Below are 14,672 nucleotides of genomic sequence, written 5' to 3' on the forward strand. Positions count from 1 at the left end.
AAGGTAGCTTGAAGGTCTTTGATCCGAACCACGGTTTGTTTCTTGCAGACAAAGCCGCACAGTAAGATCAAGCGCGTCGTGAACGTTACCTCACGTCAAAGTGGCAGAGCAATCTGCAATTTAGGTGGTACCGCGTATCAGCGCCCTAATGCCTCGGCATTAGGGCGCTTTTTGCTGTGAATCACTGCGAGTGGCCCACAAGTGGGACAGAGCAGATGATGAACAGTACTAGGCGACCGTAGGGAGCGTAGTAACCGTACTAGGAATCACTATGATTGGCCCACAAAGAGGGACAGAGCAGATGATGAATAGTACTAGGCGACCAAAGGGAGCGTAGTAACCATACTAGGAATCACTATGATCGGCCCACAAAGAGGGACAGAGCAGATGAGGAACAGTACTAGGCGACCGTAGGGAGCGTAGTAACCATACTAGGAATCACAGCGACTGGCTTGCGGAGCAAGACAGAATAGATGATGAACAGTACAAGGAGTCACCAAAAATGGTTCACGAAGTGAGCCATGACCTCTGTAAGCAATTTTTTTACCAACAATAAACTGCTGATAATTACCACCGCACTCATCCTGAACGATTCAAACATTGTCACGCTTTACTTGGCAACTGGCACCAAAAAAACCACACCAACCATTACGCTTAAAAAACGTAACTTTAGGAGGACCAACTATGACAGAAACTGAGAATCTATCCACCAAGTACAATCCCCAAGAAGTAGAAGCGGGGCGTTACCAAGATTGGTTAGAACATGACCGTTTTAAACCAAGCGGCAACAAAGAAGCAAAACCTTATTCTATCGTGATTCCACCACCAAACGTAACAGGAAAATTACACTTAGGTCATGCCTGGGATACCACGTTACAAGACATCATCATTCGTCAAAAACGGATGCAAGGGTATGACACCTTATGGTTACCAGGAATGGACCATGCAGGGATCGCTACCCAAGCCAAAGTAGAAGAAAAGCTGCGGGAACAAGGAATTTCTCGCTATGACCTTGGTCGGGAAAAATTTGTTGAACAAGTATGGGATTGGAAAGAAGAATATGCCGGTCACATTCGGGAACAATGGGCGAAACTAGGCTTATCTCTAGACTATAGCCGTGAACGATTTACGTTAGATGATGGATTATCCGAAGCGGTTCGTAAAGTTTTCGTGACGCTCTATGAAAAAGGCTTGATCTATCGTGGCGAGTACATCATCAACTGGGATCCGCAAGCCCGCACGGCATTATCTGATATTGAAGTGATCCATAAAGACATCGAAGGTGCTTTTTACCACATGTCTTACGAATTAGCAGATGGCAGCGGTGTGGTGGAGATCGCAACGACTCGTCCAGAAACAATGTTGGGGGATACAGCAGTCGCGGTTCATCCAGAAGATGAACGCTATCAAGCATTGATCGGTAAAAAAGTGATTTTGCCTTTGGTCAATAAAGAGATCCCAATCATTGCTGATGAGTACGTGGACCAAGAATTTGGAACAGGGGTCGTAAAAATCACTCCTGCCCATGACCCGAATGACTTTGAGGTCGGTAACCGCCATGACCTACCAAGGGTCAATGTTATGAACGATGATGGAACAATGAATGACTTAGCAGGTACCTATGCAGGAATGGATCGTTTTGCTGCTCGCAAGCAAATCGTGAAAGACTTAGAGGCGTTAGGTCGTCTGATCAAGATCGAAAAAATGGTCCATAGCGTAGGTCACTCAGAACGGACAGGCGTAGTAGTCGAACCTCGTTTGTCGACACAATGGTTCGTAAAAATGGAACCATTAGCAAAACAAGCCATCGACAACCAAGAAACTGACGAAGCGGTGGACTTTTATCCGCCACGTTTCAACCAAACATTTTTACGTTGGATGGAAAATGTCCATGACTGGGTGATCTCTCGTCAGTTGTGGTGGGGCCATCAAATCCCAGCTTGGTACCACAAAGAAACGGGAGAAATGTATGTAGGTCTTGAAGCGCCAGCAGATGCCGAAAATTGGCAGCAAGATCCAGACGTATTGGATACATGGTTTAGTTCTGCTTTATGGCCGTTTTCAACAATGGGTTGGCCAGATGAAAACAATAAAGATTTCCAACGCTACTTCCCAACGAATACATTAGTAACTGGTTACGACATCATTTTCTTCTGGGTAAGCCGTATGATTTTCCAAAGCTTGGAATTTACTGGCAAACGACCATTTGAAAATGTCTTGATCCACGGATTGATCCGTGATGAACAAGGTCGCAAAATGAGTAAGTCTCTTGGAAACGGAATCGATCCGATGGAAGTCATTGAACAATATGGTGCCGATGCATTGCGTTGGTTCTTATCAAATGGGTCTGCACCGGGACAAGACGTGCGTTTCAGCTATGAAAAAATGGATGCCGCTTGGAACTTCATCAATAAAATTTGGAATGCTTCCCGTTTTGTCTTGATGAATGTCAGTGAAATGACTGCAGAAGACATTGATTTTTCTGGTGAAAAATCAGTGGCGGATCGTTGGATATTGACGCGCTTGAACGAAACGATTGAAAAAGTCACTGATCTTTTTGAACGCTTCGAATTTGGGGAAGCGGGTCGTCAATTATACAACTTTATCTGGGATGACTTCTGTGACTGGTACATTGAAATGTCGAAAGAAACCTTATACGGTGACAATGAAGCAGCGAAACAAGTCAATAAGAGCATCTTAGTGCATGTTCTTGATCAAATTTTACGCTTGTTGCACCCAATCATGCCATTTGTTACAGAAGAAATATGGAGCAAACTGCCGCATACAGGGGAATCATTAGTCGTTGCTGAGTATCCACAAGTGGCACCTGAATGGACCGATGAAAAAGCGGCGCAAGGGATGGAAGTGTTGAAAGAATTGATTCGTTCGGTTCGAAATATCCGAGCAGAAGTAAATACACCACTTTCGAAACCAATTACTTTGCTGATCCAAGCAAATGAGCCTGAGATCGAAGAATTCTTGATTGCTAACAAAAACTATATCGAACGCTTCTGTAATCCAGAAGAACTAGAAATCTCTAACAGCTTGCAAGCCCCTGAATTGGCGATGTCAGCCATCCTATCAGGTGCGACGATCTACTTGCCACTAGCTGGGTTGATCAACATTGAAGAAGAAATCGCGCGTTTGGAGAAAGAACTAGCGAAGTTCACCCAAGAAGTTCAACGGGTACAAGGCAAACTGGCGAACGAACGCTTCGTTGCCAATGCGCCTGAGGAAGTCGTGGCACAAGAACGCAGCAAAGAAGCCGATTATCTTGAAAAACAAAAAGCCGTTCAAGAACGGATCGAACAATTACGCACGTTCCAATAGGATGAGCACATCACGCGCAAACAAGCATCTCTCGAAGATGCTTGTTTTTGCTTAATCAATAGAAACAGGGCGAATGATTTTCTCGTTTAAAGGAAAGAAAATGGGAAAGCCGTTCATTTTTTGTTAAAATAGGAGCGAGGTGAGCGAGATGACAAGCGAAGAAGCAACAGCGTGGATCCATTCGCGTTTGACATTTGGGCAAAGACCCGGGTTGATGCGTGTCGAAGCATTATTAAAACGGATGGGGAATCCTGAAAAAAAGGTGACCATGATCCATATCGCCGGCACGAATGGCAAGGGATCGACCGTCAGTTATTTGCGCAGTCTTTTAGAAGAAGCTGGGCAGCAAGTGGGGACCTTTACTTCCCCACACATTGAAGCGTTCAATGAACGAATCGAAATCAACGGACAATTTATATCAGATGAGGACTTGGTCGCTTGGGTGGAAAACATCCAGCCGCTGGTTGCTGAAATTGATCGCGATGAAACGTTGACGGGCATTACCCAGTTCGAGATCATTACCGCTATGGCATTAGGCTATTTTGAAGAAAAAAAGGTCGATGTTGCGATTATTGAAGTTGGCTTAGGGGGACTCTTAGATAGTACCAACGTTATTTCTCCTATTTTGACCGCGATCACGACGATCGGCATGGATCACATGGATGTCTTAGGGGATACCATTGAAGCAATCGCTGCCCATAAGGCAGGGATCATCAAGCCGCAAACACCCCTTGTTACTGGTAATATCGTTGAAAGTGCGCTTTCGGTGATCGATTTGAAAGCTGCAGAAGCACAGGCACCTGCTTATCATGCAGGGCAAGAGTACCGTGTGACCTATCGTCATCCCGATGAAGAATGGGGCGAATTGTTTGATTTTGAAAATGAGCATGGCAAAATCAAAGGTTTGAAAACACCGATGTTAGGCCGCCATCAACCAGAAAATGCCGGTGTGGCGATCCAATTGTACAGCCTGTATTGCGACCTACGACAACTGCCGTTTTCAGCCAAAGAGATTCGCAATGGCTTGCGAAAAGCCTATTGGCCCGCCCGAATGGAACGAATCAGTAGTGAGCCACTAGTGATTATCGATGGTGCCCATAACGTACACGCCATGGCTCGTTTAGTAGATACAATGAAAGAAGAGTTCAGCGACTATCGCATCCATGTGCTGTTCTCAGCCTTAGAAACTAAAAACGTCAATGAGATGCTTCAGCAATTGCTGGCGATTCCCCAAGCCGAGATTTATTTAACGACCTTTGATTTTCCCAAGGCACTGCATTTGGCAGACGGCTATCAGGAACTCGATAACAACCGAATCTCGACGGTTTCTTTATGGCAGTTTGGTTTGGCAGAGTTATTAGAAAAAATGACCAATGAAGATTTGCTGCTGGTGACAGGATCCTTGTATTTTGTTTCAGAAGTTCGTGAATTGTTGTTGGCAATAGGAGGAAGAAATGGCTAAGTTACGTGGTGTGATTTTCGATATGGACGGCTTGATTTTTGACACGGAGCTGCTCTACTACCAAGCAACTCAAATCGTGGCGGATCAAATGGGCATTCCCTATACAAAAGAGTTGTATTTAGCTTATGTGGGGGTCTCGGATGAAGAAGTTTGGGCCGCCTATCATGAACGGTTCGATGAGGCCTTTGGTCATCAGATGATTGAAGAATTTATTCAAGCGGCTTTTCAGCAAACGTTGGAAATGTTCCAACGGGGCGAGGCTGAATTGAAGCCAGGGATCCATGAGTTATTGCATTATCTTGATGAGAAAAAGATTCCTCGAGTGTTGGCGTCTAGTAACCAGCGTAAAGTGATCGACACCTTGCTGGAAGCAGCGGACTTAACGGCGGAATTTCCTGAGATCGTCTGCTTTGATGATGTCACATGGGCAAAACCAGATCCTGAGATTTTTGAAAAAGCCCACGCATTATTGGCGGTACCAAAAGAAGAATTGGTGATCCTTGAGGATTCGGCTAACGGTATTCATGCTGCTCATGGGGCAGGGATCTCAGTCATTATGATTCCCGATTTGATCGCGCCGACGACCATCATTGAAGAAAAAGTCTTGAAAGTCTTGCCTTCACTAGAGGATGTCCCAGATTTTTTAGAAACAGCTTTTTCTTTCTAATGGCGATTTTTTAAAAAGCATCGGAATCAAATAGTTCCTCCTTTGCGTATTTCTTATTAGACCGACGCAAAGGAGTTTTTTTATGATCAATGAAACAGTAATTCCCCAAAGCTCGTTTCCACGAGAGCGCTTAGTAGAATATGGAGTTGATGCCCTATCGAATCAAGAATTATTGGCCATTTTGTTGCGAACTGGCTCACGGCCCCTAAATGTCCTGGAATTAGCGGCCAGTGTCTTGAATCGTTTTGAAGAATTGTATGAATTAAAAGAAGCGACAATCGATGAATTACAAGAAATTCGCGGCGTCGGACAAATCAAAGCCATTGAGATCAAAGCGATGGTTGAATTAGGTGTGCGGATCCAGCGGTCTGTTCAACCAAAGTACGGCAAGATCAACTCCAGTATGGCGATCGCTCATCAGCTGATCCAAGAATTAAAAGACTTTCGTCAGGAGCACTTGCTAGGAATTTATTTGAATACCAAAAATGAGATCATTCAAAAAAAGACGATCTTCATCGGATCGTTGAATCAGTCGATCGCTCACCCACGGGAGATTTTTCATTGGGCGGTACGTTATAGCGCCGCACGTGTGATCGTCGTTCACAACCACCCAAGTGGAAGTCCTCAAGCTTCGGAGGCAGATCTGCTGTTTACACGCCGCTTGATCAAATGTGGGGACTTGATGGGGATCGAACTACTAGATCATTTGATTATTGGCGACAATGCCTATGTTAGTTTGCGAGAAGAAGGCCTCTGGCAACAAGAAAATTGCTGACACAACGGCTAATTTGCGAACATTATTAAAAATAAAGGTGAATTGTCTAATCGTCTGTCTTGCAAAAAAATACGGGCAAGTGTAAAATATTATTGTAATTTTGTTTGCTGAATAGATGTTGAAACGCACGTTAGGCCTCTATCGCACAAAGGCAATGTTACACATAATTAAGTGCTTATGCACGAGGAGGTTTTTTTATAATGGAACAAGGTACAGTAAAATGGTTCAATGCTGAAAAAGGGTTTGGTTTTATCTCTCGCGAAGACGGTACAGACGTATTTGTACATTTTTCAGCGATCCAAGGTGAAGGATTCAAAACTTTAGAAGAAGGTCAAGCAGTTACTTTCGACGTGGAAGATTCTGATCGTGGACCTCAAGCAGTTAACGTAAACAAAGCGTAAGCTTTTAAACAAACTGCCAGTAAGAACACTTTGAAATCAAAAACCCAAAAGACCATCAATTAGATGGTCTTTTTTTTGCTTTTTGCATGGGGAAGGAAAAAGGGGAGTTCCCAGTAACCTGAGAACTCCCCTTGCATGTGTGACTATAAATCATCCGGCGTCATGATCATTGAAAGGATCATTGGATGACGTTCGGTTTTTTCAAATAGGAATGGCTGTAAAGCCGATGACATCGCTTCTCTTAATTTGTGCTCTGTTGGGTCTGGTTGGTTCAAGACTTCCCGCAACGCACGGAAGAGGATCTGCTGTGCTTCGTTGATCATCTCGCCGGATTCTCGCATGTAAACAAACCCACGCGAAAGGATATCTGGTCCAGCAAGGACTTCTTTCTTCGCCACATCGACTGTCGCTACTGCTAAGACGAGGCCTTCTTCTGAAAGAATGCGACGATCTCGTAAGACGACATTTCCGATATCACCGATACCGCTGCCGTCGACATAAACATCATTGGCATTGAAATGACCAGCCAAGCGAGCGGTATCCGCCGTTAAGGCCAACATGTCACCATTTTCCATAATGAAACAATTTTCTTTTGGTACACCAACATCTTGTGCCAGTTGGGTGTGGATGTTCAGCATCCGAAATTCCCCATGGACAGGCATAAAGAATTTTGGTTTCATTAGACGCAACATCAGTTTTTGTTCTTCTTGGCCACCATGACCAGAAGTATGGATGTTGTTCAATTTGCCATGGATCACGTTTGCGCCAGCTTCCAACAGCAAGTTGATCAGCTGATTGACACTCGTGGTATTTCCTGGGATCGGTGAGCTTGAGAAAATCACGGTATCATCTGGGTGAATTTGGATTTGACGATGAGTCCCGTTGGCAATCCGACTCAAAGCAGCCATCGGCTCTCCTTGAGAGCCCGTACAAAGGATCATGGTTTCGTTTGCAGGCAAACGATTGATCTCATGAGATTCCACAAAGGTTCCATCCGGCACCTTGATATAGCCAAGGCGCTGTCCGTTGACGATCGCATTTTCCATACTGCGTCCAAAAACGGCGATTTTACGTCCAGTCGCAACCGCCGCATCTGCAGCTTGTTGGAGACGGAAAATGTTGGAGGCAAAGCTGGCAAAAATGATCCGACCATCGATTTTTTCAAAAATCTTTTGGATCGAGCTGCCGATCGTTTTTTCTGATTTGGTAAAGGTTGGAATTTCTGCATTGGTACTATCGGAAAGGAGGCAAAGGACACCTTCTTCACCAATTTTTGCCATTTTGTGCAAGTTTGCTGGTTCGCCCACAGGCGTAAAGTCAAACTTGAAATCGCCAGTTGCGACGATATTGCCAGAAGGCGTTTTGACAACGACACCTAAAGCATCAGGGATACTGTGGGTCGTTCTAAAGAAGCTGATGGACGTTTTACGGAAACGAATCACCGTATCTTCATTGATTTCGTGTAATTCTGCGTCTCGCAATAAGCCATGCTCATCTAATTTGTTGGTGATCAAAGCAAGTGCCAATGGTCCCGCATAGATCGGGATATTGGCTTCCCGCAACAAGTAAGGGATTCCGCCAATATGGTCTTCGTGACCATGAGTGACGATCAAGCCTTTGACTTTCGGTAAATTTTGAACGATGTAGCTATAATCGGAAATGACATAGTCGATCCCAAGCAGTTCATCTTCGGGGAATTTGATTCCCGCGTCTATTAAGATGATCTCATCTTGGAATTGAACCCCATAACAGTTTTTTCCGATTTCGCCAAGTCCACCGACGCCGAATACGCCAGTCTCATTATTTTTCAGCGAAACTTTCATCTTAAAACTCCGCTAATTTGAAATCAGCGTTTTCTTTTTCGTAAGCTAAATGTTTTTCATCTAGTTCTTGAACGAACTCGATGTTGTATGGGGTATTTTGTTCAACCAGACGGCGTGCGATCACTGCATCGTCTGCTTCAATGTACAAAGAGTGGGTTTGTTCTCTCTTTGGGTTGCGGTCTTTTGTTTCTTGGTAATAAATTTTGTAAATCATATCTTTTCTCCTTTATCTGCTTTTCGCAGTAGTCTATTTGGTTGATGAATTCGCTGCATCACAAAATCGAGGTCCGAATAAAGTGACCTGAAAAGAAGGCTTCGAGAGCCGCTGCATGCTTTTTTCAGACAATCGTTGTGAGAAAAAAGAGAAAGCCTCGTCTTTGCTTTCCAAATGTCGTCATAAAAAATTCACCGGGTTTGTAAGTCGTTCCACTACAAGTATCCCTAGTTTATCACAGAAAAACGAATAAGTATAGAAACACGTCATTCTGAAAAGGCTTACTGAAAGAAAATGAAACGACTATCACTGAAGTTTACTTTTTTTCGCTGATAGTGCATTACAATAAGAATATTCCTATGCTATAGTAGAAGTAATGAAGTAAAAAAGGAGGGGATTTTTTGAAATTAATGTGGCACTATACGATGAGAAACAAAAAACTGCTGGTTTTTAATTTCATCTGTGTTTTTGGTTTTATTTTGATTGAATTAGGTTTGCCGACGTTATTGGCAAGAATGATCGACAAAGGGATCGCCGCTGGTGATCGCGACTACATATGGAAAATGGGTGCGGCGATGATCGCGATCACCATTGTGGGGATCACGATGAACATTTTGTTAGGCTATTTCACGTCACGTATCACCACTAACATTGTGGCAGATATTCGTGACGATCTTTTTGAAAAAGTCCAAGGCTATTCACATACTGAATATGAAAAAATCGGGGTTTCATCATTGATCACCCGTGTGACCAATGATGCGTATCAAATCATGCTGTTTATGCAAAGTATCTTACGGACGGGTTTGATGACACCCATGATGTTTGTGGTCAGCTTGTACATGGTCATGCGGACAAGTACACAACTAGGGTTGTATGTCTTGGGGGCATTGCCGATATTACTGATGGCCGTCATCGCCATTGCCAAAATCTCGGAACCATTATCCACCAATCAACAAGCCAATCTAGATAAAATCAATGGCATCTTGCGGGAAAATCTCTCTGGTTTACGAGTGATCCGTGCCTTCGTCAATGAAAAATTTGAAGAAAAACGCTTTGGCAAAGTCAACCAAGCCTATGCGTCTAGTTCTCGCAGTTTGTTTCGCTTGATGGCAACGGCACAACCGGGCTTTTTCTTCTTGTTCAATATCGTGATGATCTTGATTATTTGGACGGGAAGTATTCAAATCGATCAAGGGCAGCTGCAAGTCGGTGACTTGATTGCATTTATCGAATACATCTTCCATGCGCTGTTTTCTTTCATGCTGTTTGCGACCGTCTTTACGATGTATCCACGAGCGGCGGTTTCTGCTCGCCGAATCCAAGAAGCGTTAGATGCGACTTCTGAAATCAAAGAGCCAGAACAGCCAGTGACAGAAACTAAGACAAAAGGTTTCTTGGAATTTAAAAATGTTACCTTTGCTTATCCAGGACATGCCCAAAGTCCAGTGATCCGTAATGTTAGCTTTACCGCTTCACCAGGGGAAACCGTGGCATTTATCGGTAGTACCGGGAGCGGGAAATCAACCTTGATCCAATTGATCCCACGTTTTTACGACGTCAGTGAAGGCCAAGTCTTGGTTGATGGCGTTGATGTTCGGGATTACAGCTTAACGACATTGCGCAACAAGATCGGGTTTATCCCTCAAAAAGCGTTGCTATTTACAGGGACGATCGCAGAAAACCTGCGCTATGGGAAAGAAGATGCCACGCAAGCAGAGCTGGAACGAGCGGCCGAGATTGCGCAAGCGGCAGATTTCATTTCTCGCACACCAGATGGCTTTGATGCTCACTTGGCAGAAGGCGGAACCAACTTCTCTGGCGGACAAAAACAACGCCTAGCGATTGCCCGTGCGGTGATCCGCCAACCAGAGATCTATATTTTTGATGATAGTTTTTCTGCATTGGATTACCAAACGGATGCAAAATTGCGGGCACGCTTGAAAAAAGAGACCACGGAATCGACCGTTTTGATCGTTGCTCAACGAGTAGGAACGATCATGAATGCCGATAAGATCGTCGTCTTGAATGAAGGCGATGTGGTTGGCATTGGCACCCACAAAGAACTGCTGCAAACTTGTCCAGTATACTACGACATTGCGGCGTCACAATTATCAGAGGAGGAGTTGGCACAATGAAAGCAATCTCTTCTTTAAAACGGTTAGGTGCTTACATCAAACCGTACAAAGTACAATTTATCCTAGTCTTGCTGTTTACTGTTGCAACCGTCGGCTTCAATGCGGCAATGCCGTATGTTTCTGGATTACCGACGACAGAGATCAGCCGCAACATCGCCGCTGGCGAAGGCGTTAATTTTGATTACGTGATCCTTTGCTTGATCTGGATCGCAGTCGTTGGTGTCGGTTACTGTTTCTCACAATTGATGTCAGGGCTGCTGATCACTAACGTTGTCCAATCGGCGATGCGAGATCTGCGGCAAGACATTGAAGAAAAAATCAATCGTTTGCCCGTTTCTTACTTCGACCGCAACCAGCAAGGGAATATCCTGTCACGGGTGACCAATGACGTGGATGCCGTCAGCGGTGCGATGCAGCAAGCCTTGATCGGGATCGTCAATGCCTTCTTAGGAATCGTTATGGCGGTTTCCATGATGTTTTACATCAATACCTACATGGCATTGGTTTCATTGATCATGATCCCAGCCTCCTTACTGATTTCTCGCACGATCGTCAAAAAGTCGCAAAAAGACTTCCAAGGCATGCAAAATGCGTTAGGGGATCTGAACGGCTACGTACAAGAAAACATGACTGGATTCAGTGTCTTGAAAGTGTATGGACGGGAAAAGCAAACACTTGAAGGGTTTAAAAACGTTAACCACCAGTTGCGCTATTACGGCTTTCGTTCTGCCTTTGTGTCAGGATTGATGATGCCACTGGTGCAAATGACCGCGTACTTTACCTATATCGCAATGGCAGTCATGGGGAGCTTTTACGTAATCAGCGGTGTGATCGTTGTTGGTCAGCTGCAAGCGTTCATTCAATACATTTGGCAAGTCAGTCAGCCGATGGGGAATATTACCCAGTTGTCTTCTGTCTTGCAAAGTGCCTCAGCAGCAGCAAAACGGGTCTTTGAAATATTAGATGAGGAAGAAGAGCCAGTCAATCAAACCGATATCCAATTGCCAGAACAAATCAGAGGCGACGTGACCTTTGAACATGTCGGCTTTGCCTATGATCCGAAAAAACCGTTGATCAAAGACTTGAACTTTGAAGTCAAAGCTGGACAAACCGTGGCGATCGTGGGACCAACAGGTGCTGGGAAAACCACCTTGATCAATTTGTTGATGCGTTTTTATGATGTCAATGAAGGGGCCATCAAGATCGACGGTATCGACACGAAGAAGATGGAACGTCATGATGTCCGTTCATTGTTTGGGATGGTTTTACAAGATGCATGGTTGTATGAAGGCACGATCGGCGACAACATTCGCTTTGGGAAATTAGATGCCACCGATTATGAAGTCGTTGATGCAGCGAAAACCGCCAATGTCGATCACTTCATTCGTACGATGCCGGATGGCTACGAGATGATCATCAATTCTGAAGGCGATAATGTCTCTTTGGGACAAAAACAATTGTTGACCATCGCCCGGGCAGTCATCTCTGATCCAAAGATTTTGATTCTCGATGAAGCCACCAGTTCGGTGGACACCCGCTTAGAAGCGCTGATTCAAAAAGCAATGGATAAAGTGATGGAAGGTCGTACCAGCTTTGTGATCGCCCATCGTTTGTCAACGATTCGTGAAGCAGATCTGATCTTAGTAATGGATCAAGGATCGATCATTGAAAAAGGCAATCACGAAACCTTGTTGGCAGCTGGCGGCTTTTATAGCCAACTGTATCAAAGTCAATTTTCAGAAGAAGCCGAGTAAGCCGAAAAGAGCGTCCAGTCTGACTGGCGCTCTTTTTGCATTGTCGCAAGGGTGGTGCTATAGTGAAAAAAGAAAGCGCAGATCCCTTTATGGATTGGAAGGAGAAGTTGATGGACAAAGAACAATCAGGGAATGAAACCCACAAAACAGTTTCGCCCGCCTCGTTGCAAGGAACACCTTGTTTTGTGGCAAAAAATGCGACGATCGTAGGAAACGTGACTCTAGGAAAAGAGAGTACGGTCTGGTTTCAAGCAGTGATTCGAGGCGATGCCAATCGCATCGAAATCGGCGCGCGTACCAATATTCAAGATGGAACGATCATCCACGTTGATCACGATGCCCCGACGATCGTGGAAGACGATGTGACTGTTGGGCATCAGTGTATGCTTCATGGCTGCACCATCAAAAAAGGGGCGCTGATCGGCATGAGCTCGATCGTTTTGAATCATGCAGTGATCGGCGAAAATAGTTTGTTAGGTGCCGGTTCGTTAGTGACGGAAGGAACCGTCATTCCTCCTAACGTGTTGGCGTTTGGTCGTCCGGCACGAGTGATCCGCCCGTTGACAGAAGAAGAAATCGCCAAAAATCAGGCAAACATCACGCATTACGTGGAAAATGGGTATGCTTACCAACAAGGCCAATATGGCGAAGTCTGACGCCGAATCCAAAGACGCAAAAAGGTGTACGAATTGCTTCGTACACCTTTTTTATGCAAGCTTATTTCAATTTGTTTGATTCCATGATCTCGTCGATCAAGCCGTAGTCTTTGGCTTCTTGTGCAGTCATGAAGTTGTCGCGATCGGTGTCACGTTCAATCACTTCGATTGGTTGACCAGTACGTTCTGACAAGATTTTGTTCAGACGTTCGCGGGTTGCCAAAATGTGGCGGGCAGCAATTTCAATCTCAGTTGCTTGACCTTGTGCGCCACCTAATGGTTGGTGAATCATGATTTCGGCATTTGGTAACGCAAAACGTTTGCCTTTTTCACCAGCGGTCAATAAGAATGAACCCATAGAAGCAGCCATCCCCATAACGATGGTTTGAACATCGGCTTTGATAAAGTTCATGGTATCAAAGATCGCTAGACCAGCAGTAACGCTTCCGCCCGGCGAGTTGATGTACAAGTAGATGTCTTTTTCAGGATCTTGCGCGTCTAAGAATAAAAGCTGAGCAATGATTGAGTTTGCTAAGTCATCGGTTACTTGACCACTCAACATAATGATCCGGTCTTTTAATAGACGAGAATAGATGTCATACGCTCTTTCACCGCGAGATGATTGTTCAATGACTGTAGGAATTAAATTCATAGTGATAGTCCTCCTAAAAATCGTTATAGATATAGTTTAGCATAAAGTTTTCGCAATATCTAAGAGATAGTATACCGATTAGGTCAAGAAAGGTCAAATAAAAAGTTCGTTATCTTTTTTGCGAAACTTTCAAATATGATACAATATGAAAAAAGGAATGAGGAAGGATCGAAGAATGGCAGTAGCAATAGCAGGTTTGATCGGCGTCTTAGTGGGCGCATTGTTAGTAACCATCATTTTTAATTTACGCATTCGGTATGAGGAACAAAAAGAAAAACAACGCCGTTTGTTGGAGCATAAAGTCAAAGAAATCGAAACGCTGGTTTTATTGAATCAAAAAATCAGTGAGATTCTACAAAAACGGGTCATGCTGATGGATGAGTATGTCAGCTTTGATGCCTTTGACGACTGTTATATCACCATCGATGATTTTGCCTATCTACAATCTTTTGCGGCGCAAAACAGTTTTTATCTACCGAATTTTTTCTTGGAAGAATTTTTCAAAAAAATCGGGACACGTCGGGTGATTTTGTCGCCAGAGGAAACCGTTAAGATCGGTGGGTATACGTATAAAGGCGGCCGGATCATTATGGAAAATTTCCTTGATCAATTGGTTGAAATGGTCAATGAGCGTAAAAACCAAATGAAAAACATGACGAGCGAACCGTTGACGTATTTTTCAAAAACGATTTGATCCTACTGGTCAGCCATTTGCCTCGGTTAAGGCAACCGTACCAGAGTATCGACGGTTGCGCTTTTTTAACTGATCACACACACTCTTACTGCGATCATAGTAAGGGTGT

General features: G+C 44.3%; 12 protein-coding genes and 1 other annotated feature (1 of these 13 cut by a window edge). Of the genes, 9 read left to right on the forward strand and 3 right to left on the reverse strand.

Going from position 1 to position 14,672, the window contains the following annotated elements:
• Window positions 1–151, forward strand: a binding site (T-box leader) (it extends 84 nt beyond the left edge of the window).
• Between the two features lie 533 nt (window positions 152–684).
• The 5 genes from FJU10_RS14755 (at window position 685) to FJU10_RS14775 (ending at window position 6,635) form a co-directional block, all read left to right on the forward strand.
• Entirely contained in the window at window positions 685–3,330 is a 2,646-nt protein-coding gene (locus FJU10_RS14755) for a valine--tRNA ligase (protein ID WP_140966235.1), read from the forward strand.
• Window positions 3,331–3,478: 148 nt separating this feature from the next.
• Window positions 3,479–4,792 (forward strand): bifunctional folylpolyglutamate synthase/dihydrofolate synthase, encoded by a 1,314-nt coding sequence (locus FJU10_RS14760; RefSeq protein ID WP_140966236.1) that lies wholly within the window; start codon window positions 3,479–3,481, stop codon window positions 4,790–4,792.
• Window positions 4,785–5,459 (forward strand): HAD family hydrolase, encoded by a 675-nt coding sequence (locus FJU10_RS14765; protein WP_140966237.1) that lies wholly within the window; start codon window positions 4,785–4,787, stop codon window positions 5,457–5,459. Before FJU10_RS14760 ends, FJU10_RS14765 begins: the two co-directional genes overlap by 8 nt.
• An 82-nt stretch (window positions 5,460–5,541) precedes the next feature.
• A complete protein-coding gene (radC, locus tag FJU10_RS14770) occupies window positions 5,542–6,234 on the forward strand; it encodes a RadC family protein (protein ID WP_140966238.1) in 693 nt (230 codons plus the stop codon).
• Window positions 6,235–6,434: 200 nt separating this feature from the next.
• Complete coding sequence (locus tag FJU10_RS14775; protein ID WP_005225155.1) at window positions 6,435–6,635, forward strand: cold-shock protein; 201 nt, start codon at window positions 6,435–6,437, stop codon at window positions 6,633–6,635.
• 143 nt (window positions 6,636–6,778) lie between these two features.
• On the opposite strand, the gene rnjA is transcribed toward FJU10_RS14775, so the two are convergent.
• Together rnjA and FJU10_RS14785 are read right to left on the reverse strand one after the other, a co-directional pair.
• A complete protein-coding gene (rnjA, locus tag FJU10_RS14780; RefSeq protein WP_005225156.1) occupies window positions 6,779–8,458 on the reverse strand; it encodes a ribonuclease J1 in 1,680 nt (559 codons plus the stop codon).
• Between the two features lies 1 nt (window position 8,459).
• Complete coding sequence (locus tag FJU10_RS14785; RefSeq protein WP_005225157.1) at window positions 8,460–8,672, reverse strand: DNA-directed RNA polymerase subunit epsilon; 213 nt, start codon at window positions 8,670–8,672, stop codon at window positions 8,460–8,462.
• Between the two features lie 401 nt (window positions 8,673–9,073).
• On the opposite strand from FJU10_RS14785, the gene FJU10_RS14790 reads away from it, so the two are divergent.
• The 3 genes from FJU10_RS14790 to FJU10_RS14800 all read left to right on the forward strand — a co-directional run bounded on the left by FJU10_RS14790 (window position 9,074) and on the right by FJU10_RS14800 (window position 13,217).
• Window positions 9,074–10,807, forward strand: coding sequence for an ABC transporter ATP-binding protein (locus FJU10_RS14790; RefSeq protein WP_140966239.1), 1,734 nt, complete (start codon window positions 9,074–9,076; stop codon window positions 10,805–10,807).
• Window positions 10,804–12,561, forward strand: coding sequence for an ABC transporter ATP-binding protein (locus tag FJU10_RS14795; RefSeq protein ID WP_005225159.1), 1,758 nt, complete (start codon window positions 10,804–10,806; stop codon window positions 12,559–12,561). The genes FJU10_RS14790 and FJU10_RS14795 overlap by 4 nt, the downstream gene beginning before the upstream one ends.
• Before the next feature lie 62 nt (window positions 12,562–12,623).
• Window positions 12,624–13,217, forward strand: coding sequence for a gamma carbonic anhydrase family protein (locus FJU10_RS14800; RefSeq protein WP_223273080.1), 594 nt, complete (start codon window positions 12,624–12,626; stop codon window positions 13,215–13,217).
• A gap of 61 nt (window positions 13,218–13,278) precedes the next feature.
• Here FJU10_RS14800 and clpP read toward each other — a convergent pair whose 3' ends face one another.
• Window positions 13,279–13,869, reverse strand: a complete 591-nt coding sequence (gene clpP / locus FJU10_RS14805; RefSeq protein WP_140966240.1) for an ATP-dependent Clp endopeptidase proteolytic subunit ClpP — start codon at window positions 13,867–13,869, stop codon at window positions 13,279–13,281.
• Window positions 13,870–14,044: 175 nt separating this feature from the next.
• On the opposite strand from clpP, the gene FJU10_RS14810 reads away from it, so the two are divergent.
• Window positions 14,045–14,563 (forward strand): hypothetical protein, encoded by a 519-nt coding sequence (locus FJU10_RS14810; protein WP_008377057.1) that lies wholly within the window; start codon window positions 14,045–14,047, stop codon window positions 14,561–14,563.
• Window positions 14,564–14,672: the final 109 nt, after the last annotated feature.

The organism is Enterococcus sp. OL5 (genome assembly GCF_006491895.1).
Classification (GTDB): Bacteria; Bacillota; Bacilli; order Lactobacillales; family Enterococcaceae; genus Enterococcus_D; species Enterococcus_D innesii.

Bases quoted from the DNA above. Each gene is read 5' to 3' on its own strand.
- FJU10_RS14795 (WP_005225159.1), top strand. From the start codon at position 10,804: ATGAAAGCAATCTCTTCTTTAAAACGGTTAGGTGCTTACATCAAACCG.
- FJU10_RS14775 (WP_005225155.1), top strand. From the start codon at position 6,435: ATGGAACAAGGTACAGTAAAATGGTTCAATGCTGAAAAAGGGTTTGGT.
- FJU10_RS14810 (WP_008377057.1), top strand. From the start codon at position 14,045: ATGGCAGTAGCAATAGCAGGTTTGATCGGCGTCTTAGTGGGCGCATTG.
- FJU10_RS14755 (WP_140966235.1), top strand. From the start codon at position 685: ATGACAGAAACTGAGAATCTATCCACCAAGTACAATCCCCAAGAAGTA.
- FJU10_RS14765 (WP_140966237.1), top strand. From the start codon at position 4,785: ATGGCTAAGTTACGTGGTGTGATTTTCGATATGGACGGCTTGATTTTT.
- radC (WP_140966238.1), top strand. From the start codon at position 5,542: ATGATCAATGAAACAGTAATTCCCCAAAGCTCGTTTCCACGAGAGCGC.
- rnjA (WP_005225156.1), bottom strand. From the start codon at position 8,458: ATGAAAGTTTCGCTGAAAAATAATGAGACTGGCGTATTCGGCGTCGGT.
- clpP (WP_140966240.1), bottom strand. From the start codon at position 13,869: ATGAATTTAATTCCTACAGTCATTGAACAATCATCTCGCGGTGAAAGA.
- FJU10_RS14760 (WP_140966236.1), top strand. From the start codon at position 3,479: ATGACAAGCGAAGAAGCAACAGCGTGGATCCATTCGCGTTTGACATTT.
- FJU10_RS14785 (WP_005225157.1), bottom strand. From the start codon at position 8,672: ATGATTTACAAAATTTATTACCAAGAAACAAAAGACCGCAACCCAAAG.